Source organism: Flindersiella endophytica (assembly GCF_054779015.1).
This window is the reverse complement of record NZ_BAAGYY010000013.1, coordinates 171,130-189,314: the sequence shown is the minus strand read 5'-3', so window position 1 is coordinate 189,314 and position 18,185 is coordinate 171,130. Positions and strand designations below refer to the sequence as shown.

19 protein-coding genes are annotated in these 18,185 nt (G+C 70.0%); 11 read left to right on the top strand and 8 right to left on the bottom strand.

Going from position 1 to position 18,185, the window contains the following annotated elements; translation table 11 throughout:
• Positions 1-24 precede the first annotated feature (24 nt).
• Positions 25-432: a winged helix-turn-helix transcriptional regulator gene (locus ACYVF6_RS13130; protein ID WP_460520705.1), complete on the top strand. Its 408-nt coding sequence runs from the start codon at positions 25-27 to the stop codon at positions 430-432.
• 18 nt (positions 433-450) lie between these two features.
• Here the strand turns inward: ACYVF6_RS13130 and ACYVF6_RS13125 are convergent, their stop codons facing one another.
• Together ACYVF6_RS13125 and ACYVF6_RS13120 are read right to left on the bottom strand one after the other, a co-directional pair.
• The gene (locus tag ACYVF6_RS13125; protein WP_460520703.1) at positions 451-960 is read right to left on the bottom strand and encodes a DnaJ family domain-containing protein; all 510 of its coding nucleotides are present in this window, start codon (positions 958-960) and stop codon (positions 451-453) included.
• Positions 957-1,403, bottom strand: a complete 447-nt coding sequence (locus tag ACYVF6_RS13120; RefSeq protein ID WP_460520701.1) for a MarR family winged helix-turn-helix transcriptional regulator — start codon at positions 1,401-1,403, stop codon at positions 957-959. Before ACYVF6_RS13120 ends, ACYVF6_RS13125 begins: the two co-directional genes overlap by 4 nt.
• Before the next feature lie 92 nt (positions 1,404-1,495).
• On the opposite strand from ACYVF6_RS13120, the gene ACYVF6_RS13115 reads away from it, so the two are divergent.
• Together ACYVF6_RS13115 and ACYVF6_RS13110 are read left to right on the top strand one after the other, a co-directional pair.
• Positions 1,496-2,221, top strand: coding sequence for a Rossmann-fold NAD(P)-binding domain-containing protein (locus ACYVF6_RS13115; protein ID WP_460520699.1), 726 nt, complete (start codon positions 1,496-1,498; stop codon positions 2,219-2,221).
• Positions 2,222-2,310: 89 nt separating this feature from the next.
• Positions 2,311-3,054: a phytanoyl-CoA dioxygenase family protein gene (locus tag ACYVF6_RS13110; RefSeq protein ID WP_460520697.1), complete on the top strand. Its 744-nt coding sequence runs from the start codon at positions 2,311-2,313 to the stop codon at positions 3,052-3,054.
• Between the two features lie 18 nt (positions 3,055-3,072).
• On the opposite strand, the gene ACYVF6_RS13105 is transcribed toward ACYVF6_RS13110, so the two are convergent.
• Positions 3,073-3,405, bottom strand: coding sequence for a putative quinol monooxygenase (locus ACYVF6_RS13105; protein ID WP_460520695.1), 333 nt, complete (start codon positions 3,403-3,405; stop codon positions 3,073-3,075).
• Between the two features lie 90 nt (positions 3,406-3,495).
• Here ACYVF6_RS13105 and ACYVF6_RS13100 point away from each other — a divergent pair, with 90 nt between their 5' ends.
• From ACYVF6_RS13100 to ACYVF6_RS13090, 3 genes are read left to right on the top strand one after another with little or no spacing between them, the layout of a single operon-like run.
• A complete protein-coding gene (locus ACYVF6_RS13100; RefSeq protein WP_460520693.1) occupies positions 3,496-4,122 on the top strand; it encodes a dihydrofolate reductase family protein in 627 nt (208 codons plus the stop codon).
• 13 nt (positions 4,123-4,135) lie between these two features.
• Positions 4,136-4,477: a YciI family protein gene (locus tag ACYVF6_RS13095; protein ID WP_460520691.1), complete on the top strand. Its 342-nt coding sequence runs from the start codon at positions 4,136-4,138 to the stop codon at positions 4,475-4,477.
• Between the two features lie 5 nt (positions 4,478-4,482).
• Positions 4,483-5,757: an RNA polymerase sigma factor gene (locus ACYVF6_RS13090; protein WP_460520689.1), complete on the top strand. Its 1,275-nt coding sequence runs from the start codon at positions 4,483-4,485 to the stop codon at positions 5,755-5,757.
• A 37-nt stretch (positions 5,758-5,794) separates the two neighbouring features.
• Here ACYVF6_RS13090 and ACYVF6_RS13085 read toward each other — a convergent pair whose 3' ends face one another.
• Positions 5,795-7,000 carry an FAD-binding oxidoreductase gene (locus tag ACYVF6_RS13085; protein WP_460520687.1) on the bottom strand — a complete coding sequence of 402 codons (1,206 nt, stop codon included), beginning with the start codon at positions 6,998-7,000 and terminating at the stop codon, positions 5,795-5,797.
• Positions 7,001-7,211: 211 nt separating this feature from the next.
• Here ACYVF6_RS13085 and ACYVF6_RS13080 point away from each other — a divergent pair, with 211 nt between their 5' ends.
• The 4 genes from ACYVF6_RS13080 to ACYVF6_RS13065 all read left to right on the top strand — a co-directional run bounded on the left by ACYVF6_RS13080 (position 7,212) and on the right by ACYVF6_RS13065 (position 10,291).
• On the top strand, positions 7,212-8,012 hold the full coding sequence (locus ACYVF6_RS13080) for a pentapeptide repeat-containing protein (protein WP_460520685.1): 801 nt from the start codon (positions 7,212-7,214) through the stop codon (positions 8,010-8,012).
• Positions 8,013-8,100: 88 nt separating this feature from the next.
• Positions 8,101-8,715, top strand: coding sequence for a dihydrofolate reductase family protein (locus ACYVF6_RS13075; RefSeq protein ID WP_460520682.1), 615 nt, complete (start codon positions 8,101-8,103; stop codon positions 8,713-8,715).
• Complete coding sequence (locus ACYVF6_RS13070; RefSeq protein WP_460520680.1) at positions 8,712-9,062, top strand: YciI family protein; 351 nt, start codon at positions 8,712-8,714, stop codon at positions 9,060-9,062. The genes ACYVF6_RS13075 and ACYVF6_RS13070 overlap by 4 nt, the downstream gene beginning before the upstream one ends.
• Positions 9,062-10,291, top strand: a complete 1,230-nt coding sequence (locus ACYVF6_RS13065) for an RNA polymerase sigma factor (RefSeq protein ID WP_460520678.1) — start codon at positions 9,062-9,064, stop codon at positions 10,289-10,291. Before ACYVF6_RS13070 ends, ACYVF6_RS13065 begins: the two co-directional genes overlap by 1 nt.
• Here the strand turns inward: ACYVF6_RS13065 and ACYVF6_RS13060 are convergent.
• Positions 10,288-11,172 (bottom strand): carboxymuconolactone decarboxylase family protein, encoded by an 885-nt coding sequence (locus ACYVF6_RS13060; protein ID WP_460520676.1) that lies wholly within the window; start codon positions 11,170-11,172, stop codon positions 10,288-10,290. The two genes, ACYVF6_RS13065 and ACYVF6_RS13060, sit on opposite strands and share 4 nt — an antisense overlap.
• Positions 11,173-11,269: 97 nt before the next feature.
• Positions 11,270-12,394, bottom strand: coding sequence for a substrate-binding domain-containing protein (locus tag ACYVF6_RS13055; RefSeq protein WP_460520674.1), 1,125 nt, complete (start codon positions 12,392-12,394; stop codon positions 11,270-11,272).
• A gap of 156 nt (positions 12,395-12,550) precedes the next feature.
• Between ACYVF6_RS13055 and ACYVF6_RS13050 the strand changes: the two genes are divergently transcribed.
• Positions 12,551-15,823 carry a sugar-binding protein gene (locus ACYVF6_RS13050; protein WP_460520672.1) on the top strand — a complete coding sequence of 1,091 codons (3,273 nt, stop codon included), beginning with the start codon at positions 12,551-12,553 and terminating at the stop codon, positions 15,821-15,823.
• Positions 15,824-15,850: 27 nt separating this feature from the next.
• On the opposite strand, the gene ACYVF6_RS13045 is transcribed toward ACYVF6_RS13050, so the two are convergent.
• Positions 15,851-16,612: an SAM-dependent methyltransferase gene (locus ACYVF6_RS13045; protein ID WP_460520670.1), complete on the bottom strand. Its 762-nt coding sequence runs from the start codon at positions 16,610-16,612 to the stop codon at positions 15,851-15,853.
• Positions 16,582-18,132: a DUF1349 domain-containing protein gene (locus ACYVF6_RS13040; RefSeq protein WP_460520668.1), complete on the bottom strand. Its 1,551-nt coding sequence runs from the start codon at positions 18,130-18,132 to the stop codon at positions 16,582-16,584. Before ACYVF6_RS13040 ends, ACYVF6_RS13045 begins: the two co-directional genes overlap by 31 nt.
• Positions 18,133-18,185 lie beyond the last annotated feature (53 nt).

Genomic DNA, 18,185 nt, shown 5'->3' with positions numbered 1-18,185 from the left:
CGACTATCCGGAACGGAGCACGCCATGGACAAGAACGCACCTTCAGGTAACTACCCGCCGTCGCGCCCCAACCCTCTGCCCGGCTGCCCCATGGCCGCGGCGTTCGCCGCGATCGGTGGCAAGTGGAAGCTGACGTTGTTGTACTGGCTGGCCCATGGCGAGTCCCACTTCGCCGGGCTCCGGCGCCGGGGTGCGCCGATCTCGCCCAAGGTGCTGGCGGAGCAGCTGCGCGAGCTCGAGTCAGACGGGCTCGTCGAACGCCTCACGACCGGCCCGGTCCCGGCGCCTGTCATCTACCGGCTCACACCGTACGGAAAGACCGTCCTGCCGGTGGTGGAAAGCCTCCGCGTCTGGGGAGAGGAGCACCTGCGGCACACCCATGGCGAGTCCGCTTCCGGCGAGGCGCTGAGCTGTGCGGATGCGGTCGCCTAGGTGCGCTGACTCAGCAGGCTAGGCCGTACGGCGGCCGAAGCGGTGCCACCAACGCTTGCGCTGTGCCGGCTGCTCGTCCTGCGCGGCCGCGGTATCGGCTGGGCTCACGGCTTCGGCCGGGCGGGCTCGGTCGGCGCGCCACTGGTCGACCACCTCGTCGGCTTCGACCGGGAAGACCGCGATCTGCGGGCCACCGCGCGGCACCAGTGTCCAGTCGCGGATGCGTTTGTTGAGCTCGTCGATCTTCGCGCGAACGGCTTGTTCCGTACGCAGGGACCGCACCGCGCCCGGCAGGTCGTGGATCTCCTTGCGCAGCTGCAACGGCGTCGGTAGCAGGGCCTCGGTGGGTACGCCCTCTCGCCGCACCCAGTTGGCGACCCAGCGCATCTCGTCGTACGGCCGGTCGATGTCGGGGATCGGCTTGCCGGCTCCTGGCAGGTTGTCGAACTCGCCGCGTTCCTCGGCCTCGCGGATCTGCTTGTCGATCCAGGTCTCGAAACCCATCCCTGGTGGCTTCCGCTGCGTCATGCGTCCCTCCCTTTGGTGGCCTGGAGAGCTTCGGCGGCGCTGCCGGCAAGCTTGGTCAAGGTGTCGCGGCGCGACCGCGACCAGGTGTCGAGCTGCCTGGCGATCACCGCGGTGGTGTCGGCGTGGAAGCGTTCGACGACCTCCGCGCCGGCCGGGGTGAGCGCGACTCGCGTGACCCGGCGGTCGCCGTCGTCGAGGTGGCGGCGGACGAGGTCGCGGCGTTCGAGCCGGTCGACGAGGCCGGTGACGTTGGTCTTGTCGCAATGGAGCAGATCCGCGAGCTGCCCGTGCGTCCGCTCGCCGTTACGCAGGAACGCGAGCAACTGCGCCTGCTGCGGCGTGAGTCCGGCGGCCCGGCTGATCGAGCCCCGGACGCCGTCGACCATGCAGGCCAGCGCCAGCAGGCTCTCGGTGAGCTCGCCGTCGGTGCGGATCGCCTCCATGTCTCCGATCCTAGCGGGTAGTTGACACCATCGACCATTTAGTCGATAAGCTCAACTATCGAGAGTATCGACTAGATGGAGGAGGGTGCATCGTGCGCGAAAGGGTCGCGATCGTTACGGGCAGCTCACGGGGAATCGGGCGTGCGACCGCGCTGAAGCTCGCCGACGACGGGATGTGCGTGGTCGTCAACTACCGCGACGACGCGACGGCGGCCGGCCAGGTCGTCGCGGCCATCGAGGGCTCCGGCGGCCACGCGACCGCCGTACGAGCCGACGTGACCGAAGCCGCGCAGCTTTGCCGGCTGTTCGAGGCGGCCGATCGCCACTTCGGCGGGCTGGACGTGTTCGTGCACAACGCCTACGGCTTCGCGTACGGGCCGCTCGCCGAGGCACGCGACGACGACTACACGCGGACGTTCGACGCCAACGCGCGTACGACGTTCGAGGCGTTGCGCGAAGCCGCCGGCCGGGTACGCGACGGAGGGAGGATCGTGTTCGTGTCGTCGGCGATCACCCGGACCAGCCGCCCCGGCGGTGGTCTCTACGCCGCGAGCAAGGCCGCGGGGGAGCAGCTGGTACGCACGTTCTCCCGCGAGGTCGCGGCCAGGGCCGTCACCGTCAACAGCGTCCTGCCAGGACAGGTCGATACCGACGCGCTGAAGTCCGCCGGTGTCCCGGTCGAGGAGATCATCGCGCTCACGCCGATGGGCCGCCTCGGCCGGCCGGACGACATAGCCGACGTGATCGGGTTCCTGGCCTCCGACGCGGCCCGCTGGGTCACCGGCCAGAGCATCGCCGTCGACGGCGGGCTGACCTGACGGGCCTTGCAAAGCCGCCGCAAAAGGCTGACACGGATCGGTCACCCGGGCCTGTGTTCGCCGGCCTGTTTCCACCTAGCATCGAAGTCGTGATCACTGATGCGATGCGCGAGCAGTACCAGCGCGAGGGATACTTCATCCTCGAGCGTGCACTGAGCGAGGAGCAGCTCGAGCTGCTGCGTGGCGGCGCGCAATACTCGATTGACAAGCTCGACCAGGAGATGGACGCGCGGGGAGTCGACCGGATCGGCATCAACGCGCGCGGCAAACGTTACTTCAGCGCGATGATCTACCAGGATCGGCCCGAGCTTCGGCAGTTCCTGTTCAGCGACCTGATGGCCGAGATCTGCAAGGCGACGATCGGCGAGAACGCCTACCTCTTCTGGGAGCAGTACGTCGTCAAGGCCGGCGACCCGGACACGGCGTTCGCCTGGCACCAGGACAGCGGGTACGTCCACGAGGACCACGAGCCGTACCTCACCTGCTGGATCGCGCTCGACGACGTGACCGAGGAGAACGGCTCGGTCTACCTGCTGCCGTACTCCCGGTCCGGGATCCGCGCCTACGTCAAGCACATCGAGGACCCACGGGTGAACGACAAGGTCGCCTACTTCGGCTCGGACCCGGGCCTCCCGGTGATCGTGCCGGCGGGCTCGATCGCGGTGTTCTCCAGCGTGGTGATCCACCGCAGCGGGCCGAACCACACCGACAAGCTGCGGCGGGTCTACCTCGCGCAGTACTCCGGCGAGGTGATCATGTCGAAGGACGGCACGCAGCCGTGGGGCTCCTTCGAGCAGTTCCTGGACAACGGCAAGGTCGTCGCCGAGAGCTGAGCAGCGCAGGCCGCCAGGTCAGACCTGGCCGGGCACCGCCATCTCCCCGAGCTCCGACCAGTCGTCCTGCGGCACCTCGAAGTTCACGATCCGCGGTGTCTCGGCCAGGTGCGGCGGCAGCGTCTGCTGAGCGGCCTTGAAGTGCGCCGACTGTACGTGCGCGCCGCCCGCGTCGCCGTCGCGGAACGCCTCGACCAGGACGTACTCGCTCGGGTCGTCGACGCTGCGCGACCAGTCGAACCACAGGCAGCCCGGCTCGGCACGGGTCGCCGCGGTGAAGTCGGCGGTGATCTCGGTCCAGCGGTCGGCGTGCTCGGGCAGGACCCGGAACTTCGCGGTGATGAAGATCATTCGGAGATTTTATTGGCTCGCGCTGTCGATTCGCGGCAGGTCGTTCGCCGGTCTCAGTAGAGAGTCCGAGAACGACTGGAAGGAATCGACATGCGCAAGCTGGTGGTTGGAACGTTCGTCTCGCTGGACGGCGTGCTGCAGTCGCCCGGTGGGCCCGACGAGGATCGGGACGGCGGCTTCGGGCACGGCGGTTGGGTGGTGCCGTACATCGCCGAGGAGTTCCTGGCGCGGGTCGGTGAGGAGATCGAAGGGCTCGGCGCGTTGCTGCTGGGCCGCAAGACCTACGAGGTCTTCGCCGCCGCCTGGCCGTTGCGGGGGGACGAGGACCCGGTCGCGGCGAAGCTCAACAGCGTTCCGAAGTACGTCGCGTCGAGGACGCTGGACAAGGCGGAGTGGAACAATTCGACCGTGCTCAGAGGCGACATCGCCAAGGCGGTGGCCGAGCTCAAACAGGAGCCGGGACACGGCGAGATCCAGGTGCACGGAAGCGGCCAGTTGATCCAGACGCTGCTCCGGCACGACCTGGTCGACGAGTACCGCCTGAAGGTGATTCCCGTGCTGATCGGTTCGGGTAAACGCCTGTTCGGCGACGGCACGTTGCCGCGCAGCCTGCAGCTGGTCGAGGTCACGACCACGGCGAACGGCATCACCATGAGCACCTACGCCCGTGGTGGCGAGCTTGGCGGGGGCACCTATGGTCCGGAATACGACAACTGACGGGACACGACAGATGCCTCAGTACGCAGTGTTCATCTTCGAGCAGGAGACGCCGAACGGTGCCGCGGATCTCCCGCAGGAGCTCATCGAGCAGCACCTGGCGCTGCCCGACCGGATCGCCGAACAGGGCGGACGGGTGGTCGCCGGGCTGGGCTTCGAGCCGACCAGCACCTCGACGTCGATCCGCGGTGACGTGGTGACCGACGGGCCGTTCATCGAGAGCAAGGAGGCGATCGCGGGCGTCTACCTGCTCGAGGCACGCGACCTCGACCACGCGCTCGCGTGTGCGCGGCTGACGCCGATCGCCGCAGGAGGCGTGGAGGTCCGGCCACTGCTCGACTTCCAGGTGCTCTGACCTGGATGACGCCGGTTCAGGATGCTGTCGCGGACGCGCACCGCCGGGAGTGGGCCGCCGTGCTCGCCTCGACGGTGCGCGTCACGCGCGACCTCGACCTGGCGGAGGAATGCGTGCAGGACGCTTATGTCGACGCGCTGGACGCGTGGGCCCGCGAGGGCGTACCCGAGCGTCCCGGCGCCTGGCTGACCACGGCCGCCCGGCACAACGCGCTGGATGCGCTGCGGCGGGCACGTACGCTGCGGGCGAAGCTCCACCTGCTGGTCGAGCCGGAGGCCGCCTCGGAGCCGGCGGCCTTTGGCTCGGAGTCCGGTGCCGTTCCGACCGGGGGCGAGGCGCCGGTGCACGACGACCGGCTGCGGCTGATCTTCCTGTGCTGCCACCCGGCGCTGGCCGTGGAGGCCCAGGTCGCGCTGACGTTGCGGCTGGTCTGCGGCGTGAGCACGCCGGACGTCGCGGCGGCGTTCCTGGTCTCCGAGCCGACGATGGCGGCGCGGATCACCCGGGCGAAGCAGAAGATCGTGACGGCGCACATCCCGTTCCGGATGCCGTCGGCCGCGGAGCTGCCGGAACGGCTGGCGGCGGCGCTCGCCGTCATCTACCTGCTGTTCACCGCCGGCCATACGGCGCCGTCGGGTGCGTCGCTGGCCCGTACCGACCTGGCCGTACGCGCCCTGGAGCTGGCGCGGCTGCTGCGCGACCTGATGCCGGGGGAGCGCGAGGTCGCCGGGCTGCTGGCGCTGGTCGTCGTCAACCACGCCCGCCGGGCCGCGCGCACGGGTCCGGACGGCGAGCTGGTGCTGCTGGAGGCGCAGGACCGGTCGCTGTGGGACCGATCGGCGATCGCCGAAGCCGACGGCTTGGTGGTCGAGTCGCTCCGCGGCGCCCGGCCCGGACGCTACGCCCTGCAGGCGGCGATCGCATCGCTGCACGCGTCGGCGCCAGGCTACGCCGAGACCGACTGGCCACAGATCGTCCAGCTCTACGACGCGTTGCTGGCCGCGTGGCCGTCGCCGGTCGTCGCGCTGAACCGCGCGGTGGCCGTCGGCATGGTGGACGGTCCCGCGGCCGCGTTGCACCAGGTCGACCGCCTGGCCGAGGACCGGCGACTGTCCGGCTACCGCTATCTCCCCGCCATCCGTGCCGATCTCCTGCGCCGGCTGGACCGCCGGCCCGAAGCGGTCGTGGCGTACGAAGAAGCCGTCCGCCTTGCCGACAACGAGGCCGAGCGGCGCTTCCTGGAGCAACGGATCGCCGAGCTCGGCCGCCCGCGAACCTAGGTTGGTCAGCCGGCCGGCAGCCGGGCGTTGCCGGCCACTACGCCGGTGGGATGTTGTGGCTCAGGCCGAACCGGTTGGCCGGGTCGTAGACGCGCTTGAGCTCGCGCAGCAGGGTGTGGTTCCACGGCGTGTACGCGTCAGCCGTACGCGTGCGGTCGTGGAGGAAGTTGAGGAACGAGCCGCCCGTGCTGTGGGTCCGCAGCCGCGAGGCGACCTCCGCCGGTCCATCGATCGTCAAGGAGAACGGGACGTCGCGGTGGCCGACCGGGCCCGGAGCCGCACCCGACACCGGCGACGGTGCGGCCATCGCGCCGCCCCAGCGGCGGACCTCGACGGCGTTGAAGCCGGCGTCCGGATCGCTCAACGTTCCGATCAGGTCGTCGGGCAGGTCGTCGTAGAGCTCGAACGCGTGCGGCGCGGTCCCGCCGATCGTCGCGACGTCGGCGTACGGCATCACGCGGAACTCGTTCGCCAGCGACGCACCCGCGACGCGCCACAGCGGGCGCAACGCACGTTCCCCGTCAGCGGCCGATCCTGCGTACACGCCACGGACGACCAGCGCGTCGGGCGTCACGACCAGGAACACCGTCAGCGAGCTCGGTTGCTCCCAGTTCCGGAAGAACGCCAGGACGTCCGCGGCACGAGACGCGGGGAACGTGGCCGTGCCGCCGTACACGATCGCCGCCGGGTAGAGGCGGAACTCGAGCGACGTCACGACGCCGAAGTTCGCGCCCGCGCCACGCAACGCCCAGAACAGGTCCGGGTTCTCAGCGGCGCTCGCCACCCGTGACTGCCCGTCGGCCGTCACGACGTCGGCGCGCAACAGGCTGTCGGCCGCGAAGCCGTACTCTCGCGCCAGCCAGCCCACACCGCCGCCCAGCGTGAAGCCCGCGACACCAACCGAAGGCGTGTTGCCCGACAACGGTGCCAGCCCGTACGGCGCCGCGGCCTCGATCACCTGGCTCCAGCGGGCACCCGGGCCAACCTCGGCGACCTGCCGGACCGGATCGATTCGCACCTGATCCATCAGGCCCGTCTTCAGCAGCACACCGCTCTCCGGGCGCGCCAGCGTTCCATGCCCGGTCCCCTCTACGGCGAACGGCAACCCGCGGTCGATCGCGAGGTTCACCGCGGCCCGGACATCGGCCGGCGCCGTCGCCTCGACAACGGTCAGCGCACCAGGCTCGACCAGTCCAACCGGTCCACCCGGCTCATGCGGCCGTTCCAACGTCTGCGCGGTCATCTCAGGTCCTCATCTCATCGAAGTCATCCGTACAGACCGGCGCTGCGACGAAACTCATCGCGCCGAGCCCGTCCGGGGTTTCCGGATGCCTCGATGATTCGCGATCCGGACCCACAAGTCGTCGGCCACGGAGAGGCAGTTCGACTGCGCCACCGGGAGCAGGCAACCGCGCGCGGATACGCCCACGGGCCTACGGGTAGGTTGGGCGCCAGTGAGTACCGCCGCTCTGCGCGCCGACTGCGCGAACTGTTTCGGTCTGTGCTGCGTCGCACTGCCGTTCCAGGCCTCGGCCGACTTCGCGATCGACAAGCCGGCCGGGAAGTCATGTCCCAACCTGCTCGGCGACTTCCGTTGTGGAATCCACAAGACGTTGCGCAGCGAGGGCTTCTCCGGCTGTACGGTCTACGACTGCTTCGGTGCCGGCCAGCACCTGTCGCAAGGTACGTTCGCCGGCCGTGACTGGCGCGCGGAGCCCGAGAGCGCGGCGAAGATGTTCCAGGCGTTCCCCGTCATGCGTCACCTGCACGAGCTGCGCTGGTGCCTCACCGAGGCGCTCGCACTCGCCGCGGCCGAGCCGCTGTACCCCGAGCTGCGCAAGCTCCTCGAGCAGACCGAGGAGCTCACCAACGGCAGCGCCGACGACCTGATCGGCCTGGACGTACCCGCGCACCGGAAGGCGGTCAACACACTCCTGCTGCAGGCCAGCGAGCTGGCCCGGGCCGGCGTCAGGAACCGGAAGAACCACCGCGGCGCCGACCTGATGGGCGCCAAGCTCAGGCGCGCCGACCTGCGCGGAGCCAACCTGCGCGGCGCCTGGCTGATCGCGGCCGACCTCACCGGCGCCGACCTGCGCCTGGCCGACTGCATCGGCGCGGATCTGCGCGACGCACAGCTCGCCGGCGCCAACCTGGCCGGTGCCATCTTCGTCACTCAGATGCAGGTCAACGCGGCCAACGGCGACGCGGAGACGCAGCTCCCCGCCGGCCTGGAGCGCCCACCGCACTGGTCGTAGACAATCCCGCCGGCCGATGTCGATCCGCCTGTCCGCCGTTCGTGTAGCTGGTGAAGAGCCGGAACGACAGCGAAGGAAGCGGACAACGATGAGCAAGCTCGCGGTGATCAACCACCTGAGCCTCGACGGCGTACTGCAGGCACCGGCGCGACCCGACGAGGATCCGCGCGGCGGCTTCGAGTACGGCGGATGGGCAGCGGCCCGCAACGACCCGGCCATGGCCGAGGCGATGGGCGCTCACATGCCGCCCGGCTGGAGCCTGCTGCTCGGCCGGGTGACCTACGACGACCTGTACGGATACTGGCCGAAGCAAACCCAGCCGAACCCGTTCACCGAGGCACTCGACAAGGTGCGGAAGTACGTCGCGTCGAGGACGCTCACCGAACCGCTCGGCTGGACGAACTCCACGCTGCTGAAGGGCGACGCGGCCGAGGCGGTGGCCGAGCTCAAGGCGCAGGGGCAGGACCTGGTGGTGTTCGGGAGTGGCGAGCTGGTCCGGGAGCTCGCGCGGCATCGCCTGGTCGACACGTACCTGCTGCTGATCCATCCGGTGGTCCTGGGCGGTGGGGCCCGCCTGTGGTCGGGGAGGTGGGTGGGGTTCACTGAGGACAGCGCGTACGCCGACCTCGAGCTCGTCTCGGCAGTGCCGACGGCCGCCGGCGTGATCATGGCTACGTACGACGTGAGGGGTACGGACGAATGAAGCAGTACCTGCTCAGCATCTACCAGCCCGACGGCGACCCGCCGCCTCCCGAGGTGCTGGAGCCGATCATGGCTGAGCTCGGCAAGCTGAACGAGGAGATGCAGGCGGCCGGCGTGTGGGTGTTCGCGGCCGGGTTGCACCCGCCGAGCACCGCGACCGTGCTGCGGGTGAAGGACCAGGAGCTGCTCACCACAGACGGGCCGTTCGCCGAGGGCAAGGAGCACCTGGGCGGGTTCACCGTGATCAGGGTCAACGACCTGGACGAGGCGCTCGACTGGGCCGGTCGGCTGGCGCGCGTGCTCTCGCCGCTCTCGATCGAGGTCCGCCCGTTCCACGGCGAGGCCTGATGCCCGTAGGGCCTGTCGAGCCGGCCGACATCGAGCGGGTCTTCCGCGAGGAGTACGGCCGGGCGGTGGCCGTCCTGGTCCGGGTCTTCGGCGACATCGACCTCGCCGAGGAAATGGTCCAGGACGCCTTCACCACGGCCGTACAGAAGTGGCCTGCCGACGGGCTGCCGCCCAGCCCGGCCGGCTGGATCATCACGACCGCCCGTAACCGCGGCATCGACCGGCTCCGCCGCGAGTCCACGCGCGACGACCGGCACGCCCAGGCCGCGCTGCTGCACGCAGCTCGCGACGAACCTGTCCAGGAAGGGGGACCCGTGCGCGACGACCGGCTACGCCTGATCTTCACCTGCTGCCACCCGGCGCTGACCATGCCGGCGCGGGTCGCTCTCACGCTGCGGCTGCTGGGCGGGCTCACCACGGCGGAGATCGCGCGGGCGTTCTTCACACCGGAGGCGACGATGGCGCAGCGCCTGGTGCGGGCGAAGGGCAAGATCCGCGATGCACGCATCCCGTACCGGATTCCACGCTCGGCCGACCTGCCCGACCGGTTGACCTCGGTGCTCGCCGTGATCTACCTGATCTTCAACGAAGGGCACACGGCGAGCGCGGGCACGTCGCTGGTACGCGAGGACCTGTGCGCCGAGGCGATCCGGCTGGGGCGGCTGCTGGCCTCGCTGATGCCGGACGAACCGGAAGTGGCCGGCCTGCTCGCCCTGATGCTCCTGACCGACTCGCGCCGTGCGGCTCGAGTGTCGGAGGACGGCGCGCTCGTCCTGCTCCCCGACCAGGACCGGACGACGTGGGACGCCTCGCTGATCGCGGAGGGCCAGGCACTGGTGCGCGCCTGCCTGCGGCGCGGGCAGCCCGGGCCGTACCAGATCCAGGCCGCGACCAACGCCGTCCACAGCGACGCGGCGACCGCTTCTGAGACCGACTGGGGGCAGATCGTGCAGCTGTACGACCAGCTGATGGAGATCGCACCCACGCCGGTCGTCGCCCTGAACCGTGCGGTCGCGGTCGCCGAGGTGTCGGGCGCGGCCGAAGGGCTCGAGCTGGTCGACCTGCTCGACCTGGACGGCTTCTACCTCTTCCACGCCATCCGCGCCGACCTGCTGCGCCGCCTCGACCGTGGCACCGAGGCCCGCGAGGCGTACGACGCCGCGATCGCCTGCGCCGACAACACCGCCGAGCGCGAGTTCCTGCAGCGCCGACGAGAGCAGCTCGGCTAGCCGAGAGCGCGCACGCCCGCTGTCAGAGCGCGATCGGCGGCGCCGACCGCCGCGGCTACGGTGAGCTCGAAGATCTCGTCGTCGGTGTGGCCGGACGACTGGAGCTTCCGGATGTCGGCGTCGGTGAGCTCGTAGGAGTGGTCGCGGACCTGGGTGACGTACTGCTGCCAGTCCTGCGGCAGCGGGTCGCCGTTGGCAGCGGCGGCGCGAAGCTCGGGCGTCGTGTGGGCTGAGCCGTTCGATCCGGCGAGTACGGCTGCCAGCACGCCGGCCGGTCCGCCGGGCTCGCCGTTGACGCGGCCGGTGAGAAAGGCGGGGAACCGGTAGCCGAACCGGTGCAGCGAACGGGTCCCGGAGTGCAGTTGCCCTTTCCGCAGCTCGAAGCCGAACGCGTTGCCCAGCCGGTTGACGACGTTCCAGACGAAGTTGACCTCCAGCGCCTGCACGACCGCCTCGTGCGGAACGCCGGCGTCCCGCAGTGTGTCCGCGTCCCGCGGCTGGACCGCATCGGGTGTGCGCGTGACCTGCTCCAGGAACGCCAGCACGGCGAGCAGCTCCTTCCGCGCCGCGGTCGGATCGAGCGGGTCGAACTCGCCGTCACTCGCGACCCGGACCATCTCGGCGTGGGTCTCCGCGCAGTAGTCCGACCGCAGCCAGCCCGCGGTGCACATCCCGATGTACTCGCGTTCGGCCGCCGTCCAGTACGACGGCCCGCGCATCCGGGTGGCGCTGAGCTCGAGCATCGCGCGGCCGAAGAACTCCGGCCGGTACAGCAACGTCTTCGGCACGTCGGCCATCTCGACCCGCGACATCCGTCCCACCATGGACATGAACAGGCGGGCGCGCAGCCGGTGCCCGTGATCCAGTACTGCCAGACGCATCTCAGGCGCTCCTCGAGGCTCGTCGTCTCCTACACAATCCTGACGAACGGCAGTCCCGCCGATTCGACACCGGGCCGGCGTGATCGGCGGGCATGGCTCATTGTCGCGAGCTGACGGCGGCGACGGTGAGGTGGGCTTGGCCGTCCTCGCGGGAGCGCAGGGCGATCGGGAGGACGCGATGGCGCGGCTCGCGGTAGGGATCGGCGTCGGCGAGGCGGGCCAGCAGCAGCTGCGCGGCGGTGGCACCCATGTCGAACGACGGGAGGACGGCGGCGTCGCACGCGAGCGGTAGCAGGTCGAACGGGCCGGCGTCGTCCATGCCGGCGAGGTCGAGGTCTTCGGGGATGCGGACGCCGAGGCCCGCGAGGTCGTGGGCGGCGGTCGCCAGAACGGCACCGTTGGCGCAGAGCAGAACAGTCGGCGGCGTCGCCGCCGAGAGCAGACCGCTCAGGTGGGCCTTCCGCCGCGCCTCCGGCAGGTCGACGTACGGGCGGAGCGCGGTGAGCTCGGGCAGGATCGGGAGGTCGTGCTCGCGCAACGCCTGGATATGGCCGGTTGAACGGTCATGGACACTGGTGCACTGGTGCTCGCCCCACAACGTCGCGATGCGGCGGTGGCCGCGGGCGATCAGCGCGCTGGTGAGCTGGTAGCCGACCGCGTAGTTGTCGGCGAGCACCGCGTCGGTCGGGAAGCCCGGCAGGTGGCGGTCCAGCAGGACGACCGGCGTGCCCGCGGCCCGCAGGTCGGCGAGCGCGGCCAGGCTGCCCTCGCCCTGCCGCGGATACAGCAGCACACCAGAGGCGCCGAACCGCAACGCCTGCCGCAGCGCCTGCTCCTCGGCATCCGGCGAGGCCTTGGAGTTGACGACGAAGACCCGGTAACCCGCCTCCAGACAGACCGAGCTCACGCCGCGGAACAGCTCCGACTGGTGCGGCCCTTCGTCGTAGACGATGAACGACACCGAGCGATGCGGATCCCGCTCGCCCGCGCCCGGCGGCGGAACGGGCCGCTCGGCAACGAACGTGCCCCGGCCGCGGTGCCGGACGAGCACGCCCTCGGTCACCAGGTCGTTCAGCACGCGCACCGCCGTCGCGTTGCTCACGCCGAAGCGCTCGCACAGCACCCGCTGCGTGATGAACGGCACGCCGGCCTCGTAGCCACCGCGCGCAACCGTCTCACGCAGTTCGGCTTTGATGCGTTGGTAGATCGGCTGGCTCGGCATGGCAACCGCCTCCTCTCGTGCCGCATTTGACAGGTTAACAGCGGGTTGGCAGCTTGAGGTCGCGTCCGCATTCGGCAACCCTGCTTGACGGGTTAATAGGTCATTTCTACGTTGTGACCAAGGCACTTCCGGTCTCGCACAAGGGGCGGTGCACCCATGCGGCATGTCGGTCGATCCCTGTTCACCCTGATCCTGCTGGCGGCGCTGCTGCCCGCCGTCGCCGCGATGCAGGCGCGGCCGCGAACCGGCCAGGCCAGTGCGGCCGCCGTCGCCGAGCACCTGCTGGGCGGCTTCGAGGACTCAGGCGAGAACTGGCAGGTCAACCTGGGCGCCGAGTTCCCCGGCGCCCAGGGCCAGCTCACCCGCGACGACCAGCAGCCACACTCCGGCACGTACGCCGGCCGCCTGCACACCGACTTCTCCGCCGGCGGCAACTACGTCGAGGCCTTCCGCGGTATCGACGCGCTCGACATCCAGTCGCTCAGCCTCTGGGTGAGAACGGCCGACGCCGGCAGGATCGGCCTCCGCCTCACCGACTCCACCGGCCAGGTCCACCAGCAGCACCTGACGCTGGCCGCGAGCACGGACTGGCAACGCGTCGACGTCACGGAGTTCGGCAGCGCCTCCCACTGGGGCGGCGCCAACGACGGCGTCTGGCACGGACCGGCGACGAGGATCGGCCTGCTGGTCGACAAGGCCTTCCTGGCGGCGGGCAGGACCAGCGCGGACGTCTACCTCGACGACATCACCGTGACCGCACCCCAACCGGCGTTGGAGATCCAGCCGACGACGCTCGGCAACGTGTTCGTCGGCGGCGAGCAGCCCGCGCTGAACGTCGTCACCAGCGGCACCGACGTGGCCTGGACCGCACACGACTTCTGGGGCGGCACCGCGACCTCCGGAAGCACAGCGGCCACCAGCGACGGCGTGGCCACCATCCGCCCCGCGATCGCCAAGCGTGGCTACTACACCCTCGACCTGACCGCCAAGGCGGCCGACGGATCCACGGTCGGCACGGCGAGGACCAGCCTCGCCCTCCTGGACCCGTTCGACGTCAAGTCGGTCGCCGACTCGCCGTTCGGCATCGGCACCCACTTCACCGGCTACAGCGCCGACCTGATCCCGCTGCTGGCCAAGGCCGGCATCATGAACGTACGAAACGACCTCGGCTGGGGCGGCATCGAGACCACCAAGGGCAGCTACGACTTCAGCGGCTACGACCCGGTGATGTCGAGGCTCGACGCGGCCGGCATCAACGTCTTCCCGATCGTCGACTACACCAACCGCTTCCACGACAACGACGCCACGCCGTACACCGACGCCGGCCGCGAGGGCTTCGCGAACTACTCGGCCGCGACTCTCGAGCACTACAACGCCCAGTTGGACGAGGTCGAGGTCTACAACGAGTTCAACATCCCGGGCTTCGGCGACCGCGGTGACGGCCCGGCCGACGCGAAGGCGGAGTACTACTACCCACTGCTGAAGGCGACGCACGACAAGCTGAAGGCCGTCGACCCGGACGTCGACGTGATCGGCCCGGCGTCGGCGGGCGTTCCGCTGGAGTGGCTCGAGACGCTGTTCCAGCTCGGCGCGATGCCGTACCTCGACAAGGTGTCGATCCACCCGTACCAATACCCAACGCCACCCGAGAACGTCGTCGGCAACCTCGACGCCGTCGGCAACCTCGTCAAGGAGTACAACAACGGGCAGGCCAAGCCACTGTGGATCACCGAGCAGGGCTGGCCGACCCACAACGGCGCGACCGGCGTCAGCGAGCAGACCCAGGCCGCCTACCTCGTCCGGGCCTACGCGATGGCTCTGTCGCGCGGCGTGGAGAAGTTCTTCTGGTACGACTTCATGAACGACGGCACGGATCCGGCGTACAACGAGAACAACTTCGGCATCATCCGTAACGACCACGACGCGATGGGCCGCTGGGTGCCGAAGCCGGCCTACGTCGCCTACGCCGTCATGGCCCGGCAGCTCACCGGTGCGACGTTCCAGCGCCGGGAAGACCTCGGCGACGGCGTGTTCAGCATGGTGTTCGGCAAGGGCAGCAAGACGACTCGCGTGCTGTGGTCGACGCAGCCGACGACGGTCGACGTGAGCACCGGCAGCGCGGTCACGGTCGCCGACCTCACCGGCGACCAGAAGTCGTACTCGCCAGGACCCGGCGGCACGGTCGCGCTGTCGGTGTCGGGCGATCCGGTCTACGTCGTGAGCGACCCGGCGGCGCGGCTGCGGCCGGGCTCGAAGTTCGAGCTCGCGCCCGCGGGCGACACGTTCGTCGGCGATCAGGTCAAGCTCACCTTGACGGTGGACAACACGAAGGCGCCGACGGCGGAGCTGCGCGGTACCTTCGAGATCGCGGGCACCCGCGTGCCGGTACGTGTACCGGCACGGCAGCAGGTCGACGTGCCGGTGAACCTGCCGGCGCAGGAGGCGGCCGGAATTCGCAAGCCCGCGGGCGATCTGGTCGTGTCCGGCCGCCGGATCGCGAGGCTCGGCACGCAGGTCGACGTCCGCATGCCGGTGGTGTTCCACGGCAAGCACGTCGACACGGCCGACGGTGAGGCGCTGCGCCTGACCGCCTCGAACGTCAGCGAGCGCCAGCTGACGATCGACCAGCTGACGTGGTCGATCGGCGACCACGAGGGTACCGCCCTCGAAGGGGCGACACTCGCCGGAGGCGCCGAGCGCGTCACCGACCTCCCGCTCGCCGGACTGACGGCGGGCACCTACGCCATGCGCGCCGAGCTCCGGCTGGCCGGCTTCCCCGCGATGTCCCAGACCGGCAAGGTCGTCGTCGTACCGCCGGAAGCCGTGACGCCGCTCGGGCAGCAGGCGATCGCCGTCGACGGCACCCTGGACGACCTGGCCGGCAAGCCGGCGATCGACCTGGCGGCCGACGGCACCGTCCAGATGCCTTCGTACGCGGGAGCCGACGACCTGAGCGGTGATATCTGGTTCACCTGGGACGCCGGTCATCTCTACCTCTCCGCCCGCGTCCACGACGACGTGGCGCACCAGTCCGAGACGGGCGCGAACATCTGGCAGGGCGACAGCATCCAGTTCGCCGTCACGCCCGGACGGCCGGGTGAGTTCGCGTTCGGCTACGAGTACGGCCTCGCCCTCACTCCCAGCGGACCGCAGGTCTATCGCTGGAGCGTCCTGGACGGCGCGGCAGGCCCGGTCTCCGACGTCGACGTCGCCGTGACGCGGGACGAGACCGCGAAGAACACGGTGTACGAGCTCGCGTTGCCGTGGAGCGAGCTGGCACCGAGTGATGCCGGCGACGGCATGCTGAGCCTGTCCATGCTCGTGAACGACAACGACGGCTCGGGCCGCAAGGGCTACATCGAATGGGGGAGCGGCATCGGCAGCTCCAAGGACGCCGCCCTGTTCAAGGCGGCCGGCCTGACCCCGTGACCAGCGATCGGCCTTACCCGGTGTCCGTCACTCCGGCAGGCGATGCCCCAGGACGCGGGTGAGGCCGAGCACCCGTCCAGCGTCCTCGCGGAGCAGGTCGGACTCCCAGTCGGGCTTGCCCTGGCGGTCGAGGTCGCAGGCTTCGTTCCACTGCAGCCAGTGCCGCCAGCCGTCTTCCAGCTGGTCGGCGACCTCGACGGTCACGAGGCCGGTCCGTTCCCAGGTGCGCCGCCACCACTCGGGTGTGTGGAACGCGCAGAAGTTCCACGGCCACCATTTCGCGAGGTGGGGTGGCGGCAGGGTCTCCTGTTCCTCGACCACACCGGGGCTGACCACGCCGATCGCGCCACCTGGCTTGACGAACGAGGAGTAGTAGCCGAGGTAGAGCTCGTCGGTGCCGAAGTAGTGATAGGTGCCGATGCTGAACAGCGCGTCGAAGAAGCCTTCCGCGAACGGCAGTGCGTGTGCCTCGGCGTGCACCGGATGCACGCGCCCCTGGAGTCCGGCGTCGCGCACTCTGGACCAGTTGTCGCCGGCCTCGATCCACAGGTCGGTGGCCCAGACGTCGACGCCGAACTCCTTGGCGAGAAAGATCGAGCTGCTCGCCTTCCCGCAGCCCATGTCGAGCACCCGCATGCCGGGCTCGAGCGGCATCACCTCGCACAGCCATTCGGAGAGCCATACGGGGTTCGGGCCCATGCAGTTGTCGACCATCCAGCGGGCCGGATACTTCGCCGAACGGGGAAAGCGGTCGTTGGTCAGTCGCGTACCGAGCTCGTCGTCATCCATTGGGCCGAGTGTGTCGAGCCGTTCACCGGTGGGACAACCGATTTTCGGGCCAGCAACCCGAACACCAGAACGTAGGCCGCCGTGACGGCGAACCCGGCCCAGCCGGGGAGCGGGTAGTACCCGGCGGATGGCGCGTAGTGCGCGACGACCTGCGGGTACTCGACCAGAGTCTGCTGGACGGCGAAACCGGCCGCAGGCGTGAGCCGCAACATCCAGTCGGCCACCTCATCGGGCAGGAGCGGCAGCGCCGACACGGCAAAGGGCACAGCGACCAGCACCACCGCCGCGGAGACCGCCGCCCAACCGCGCCGGAACAGGACACCGAGCGCGAACGCCAGCACGGCGCACAGCGCGAGCATCACCGCGAGGCCGACGGTCACGCGGACGCCGGTCAGTGCCGAGACCGGCAACATCGGGATCTGGTTGCCGCGCACGATGGCGAGTGTGCTGGGGATCGTAATGCCGACACCGGCCAGCCCGGTCACGAACACAGCGGCGGCCAGCAGGCCGGCTCGGACCAGGAGTACGGAACGAGAGGGCGGGCCGTCGGTGCGGAGCTTGGCGCGCCGCGTGGGGTAGCGCGCTCCGACCACCAGCACGATGATCAGCGCGATGACCAGCCCGGGCAGCATCCGCTCGACTCCCAGCCCGGCGACCTCGTTCCCGCTCGGCCCGATGTCGCCGGTGCTGCTGACCGTGACCGTCTGGCCGGAACGCTTGACACCGGAGGCGTTGTGGAACTTCTCCCAGTCGGTCTGGTTCATCTGGCCGACCGGCTCGGCCTTCCAGTCGTTCGCGCCCGAGCCGGTCACGGTGACGTGGTCGAAGACGCCCACGGCCTGGGTGAAGCGCACCTCCTCGACCGCACCACCGAGTGCGACGCGCCGCAACGTGAGGTCGCCGGGCGAGGCCGCGAACAGCCCGACCCGTACGGTGCCGGGCAGCCCGTCGATCGTCGCCGTTCCGACCTTCGACCACCGCCTGCCGTCGGCGGACTCGTAACCAGTGATCGTGTCGCCGGACCGGCTCAACCGCAACCAGCGGGGCGCCTGCCCGGAGACATCGGCGCCCCGGCCTGGCGTGCCCGCGACGTCCTCCGCGTAGTCGTACTGCATCCGTACGCCGTGGCTGCCGGTCATCATCAGCGCGGCGTAGTCGGAGCCCTGCCGGACGCCGTCCTTGACGATGATCCCGGCCTTCGCCCACGGCACCAGGCCGGGGACGATCTCGTCGTGGTCCGGAGGCGGGTAGGTGATCGTGCCGGTCATCGACGTCAGCCTCGCCGTGATGCTGCCGTCGCGACCGAGGTCGTGATGGAAGAAGTAGAACCGGTCGCCGACGACCCGGCCGTCCGCAGTCGTCGGGTCGGTGGGACACGGGCCGTCGCACGACGAGTGCATGCCGCTGGCGACGAGCAGGCCGAACGCGACCACGGACAGGGTCGCGACCGCCAGCGCGATCAGGCGACCGGGGCGGCGGAAGCCGATCCATTCCTGCTTGAGGAGCTCTCGGGTAGACATGGCAGCGGTTCTACGCGGGCGCCGGTAACACGGCCCGAACCATGCCTGTCACG